The 2,509-nt window shown below is 45.9% G+C and carries 5 protein-coding genes; all 5 read right to left on the minus strand.

Going from position 1 to position 2,509, the window contains the following annotated elements; genetic code table 11:
- Positions 1–726, minus strand: a 726-nt coding sequence (locus CXF78_RS20120) for a DUF4040 domain-containing protein (protein ID WP_102037756.1), incomplete at its 3' end; no start/stop codon positions are given.
- The gene (mnhG, locus tag CXF78_RS20125; RefSeq protein ID WP_011637738.1) at positions 723–1,082 is read right to left on the minus strand and encodes a monovalent cation/H(+) antiporter subunit G; all 360 of its coding nucleotides are present in this window, start codon (positions 1,080–1,082) and stop codon (positions 723–725) included. The genes mnhG and CXF78_RS20120, both read right to left, overlap by 4 nt.
- A complete protein-coding gene (locus CXF78_RS20130) occupies positions 1,075–1,356 on the minus strand; it encodes an MrpF/PhaF family protein (protein ID WP_011637737.1) in 282 nt (93 codons plus the stop codon). The genes mnhG and CXF78_RS20130 overlap by 8 nt, the downstream gene beginning before the upstream one ends.
- Before the next feature lie 2 nt (positions 1,357–1,358).
- Complete coding sequence (locus tag CXF78_RS20135) at positions 1,359–1,880, minus strand: Na+/H+ antiporter subunit E (protein ID WP_245423145.1); 522 nt, start codon at positions 1,878–1,880, stop codon at positions 1,359–1,361.
- Positions 1,877–2,353, minus strand: coding sequence for a Rap1a/Tai family immunity protein (locus CXF78_RS20140; RefSeq protein WP_102037757.1), 477 nt, complete (start codon positions 2,351–2,353; stop codon positions 1,877–1,879). The genes CXF78_RS20135 and CXF78_RS20140 overlap by 4 nt, the downstream gene beginning before the upstream one ends.
- Positions 2,354–2,509: the final 156 nt, after the last annotated feature.

Genomic DNA, 2,509 nt, shown 5'->3' on the forward strand with positions numbered 1-2,509 from the left:
TTCGCCTTCGAGCAGCGCGTAAAGGATTATGCCTGTGGCAATAATTGCACCAGCTTGGAATCCTCCGCCCGGGCCATATTCGCCATGGAATTGTACATAAAGACCAAATAACACGATAAATGGTATCAGCAGTCGGCCGACTACTTGGGGGATCAGATGGTGGCGTAGACCACTACTTTTTTTAATCACTGGCTGATTTTTTCGTGAAGGGCTCACACCAAGGATGAATAAAACCCCGATACAAGCAGCGAAAACAACAAACACTTCGCCCAGCGTGTCATAGCCTCGAAAGCTGCCAAGGATTGCGGTGACCACATTGGGAATATCAATATACTCAGGCGTTTTTTCTAGATACCAAGGCGCAAGATGCTGATGCACTGGGGCATCAGGGTCGCCGAGCCGTGGTTTGTCGAAAGTGGCGTATATTATTAGCAATGCCAGAACGCCCACAGTACTTAGAGCTATCCACCGACCTCCAACTCGCGCTTTTTCCTGGTCACCAGTCAGCTCCAATGCACAGAGGAAGATTACCGTTGTCACTCCAGCACCCACCGCGGCTTCTGTTAGTGCTACATCAGCAGCGTCCAAAATAAAAAAGTTGGCCGCCATTAGTAAACTGAAAATAGATGTCAGCATTACCGCGACAAACAGGTCGTCGGTGCGCACTATAGCAATAGCGGTAATGACGAGAAGGGTCAGTAGGAATAGCGCAAAAATTAAGATCATTCTCCAGCCCCCTCTTTGGGTAAGTTGTTAGCCTTGGGTGCGTCGCTAGCGCTTCCATCGTCTGGCTTGAGACCGGATAATAGCGCGGCATTGGCCAACGCATAGGTAGCAGTTGGGCCAGTCAGCAGCAAAAACAGCATAATAGCAAACAGTTTAATAGCGGCTAGAGACAAACCTGCTTGTAGGATCATACCAACAAAAATTAAGATAGTCGCCATGGTATCAGTAAGACTGGCGGCATGAATTCTGGTGTAAAAGTTTGGCAGGCGCAGGCCGCCTATACCGCCGATTAACACGCAGGCACCACCTAGAACGAGTAAAATCCAACTCAGAATATCTAGCGCGACATCAATCATTTTCTGCCTCGGAATCAGATTTTCTACGGGAACGATTTTGGAAAAAATTTAATACTGCAAGAATCCCGACCATATTGACCAGAGCGTAGGCCAAGGCGAGATCAAGAAAATCAGGCCGACCGTAAAGAAATGCAATGACGGACAGTAACAATACGGTCTTGGTACCAAACACATTGACTGCCAGTACGCGATCGTAAACGCTTGGTCCTTTAAGAGCTCTCACTAGGGCCAATACCATGGTCACCAAAATGGCTATAGAGACAACAATATACATAATTAGCGGGGCTCCAGAGCTGCTACTCGACGATTCGCTTCGCCTTTTTGTAATTCTTTTGCGCTTTCACTGGTTAGGCAATGAATCAATACTTTCCCCTCGTGTAAATCCAACGTGACGGTTCCCGGAGATAGGGTAATGGAATTGCCAAGAATTACTTGGCCCACGTCCGTTTTGGCTTCCGCTTCAAGTACAACAACGGTGGGGCTTATAGGCATAGAGGGTTTCAGGATTAGCTTGGCTACGTCCAGACTCGAAATAATAATCTCTCGCAACAGCCACAACCAATAGCCAGGCAGGCGAGGCATAAGTCTAAGCAAATTTGTATGATGCCGGAAAAAGCCCATACGATGTGCTAAGAAAACGCTGAGCAAGCAGGACAAAGCCCCCAAACTCATGACCAGTGGTTTGTAGAGTCCCGACCAGAGAAGCCAAGAGATTGCTAAAATAAACAGAAGTAGCAAAACAGACGAGAGTCTTGTTTCGCCGCGTTGAAACGTATGCTGGGCTAGAGTTAAGCTCATAGTTTGCAGGGGTAGTTTTTCAGTAATGATTTATAGACGACTTCCATCGCCGGTTCATTTTCTTCGCTGTTATCTGTTTGGGTTGTTAGATCGGCGACGATAACGTTAACTACATCGCGCAATGGCAGCGGATCTCCGAGGCAAAAACCGGCTAGGCCTGCTGCTCTGGAACGGTCTAAACGGTTTGGCATACGAGTGCGAATCGCGCGTTCCGTGAAAGTCTCTTTACTTGCAAGGGCACTTTCCGCATTTAGCATGACTCTTGCATCGGTCGCTATTGCACCATCTATAAAGCCTTGAATATAGCGGACACAATACTGACCATCAACGCTTTCTGGTTCAGCGTTAAACAGTGCGCAGTGCGATGAAAGTTCTTGAGCCGTCAGTACCTCTACTGCCTTAGCTGGTGGTACTGACAATAATTGAACGGCCAAGAAAGCGAAAACCATTAAGGGGAAACTACTTTTTGACATATAAATCCTTTTTCTCTAATGACTTAACTTTATACAATTAATCATAGTACTAAAAGTCTATTTTAGTTTTTTTATTCATAATAAAAAATTGATACTGTATTTTGAGAAAATAAACATTAGATGAGATAAAGTGCATTAGGGAATCATATGGTAAGT

The organism is Shewanella sp. 11B5 (assembly GCF_002836795.1).
Taxonomy (GTDB): domain Bacteria; phylum Pseudomonadota; class Gammaproteobacteria; order Enterobacterales; family Shewanellaceae; genus Shewanella; species Shewanella frigidimarina.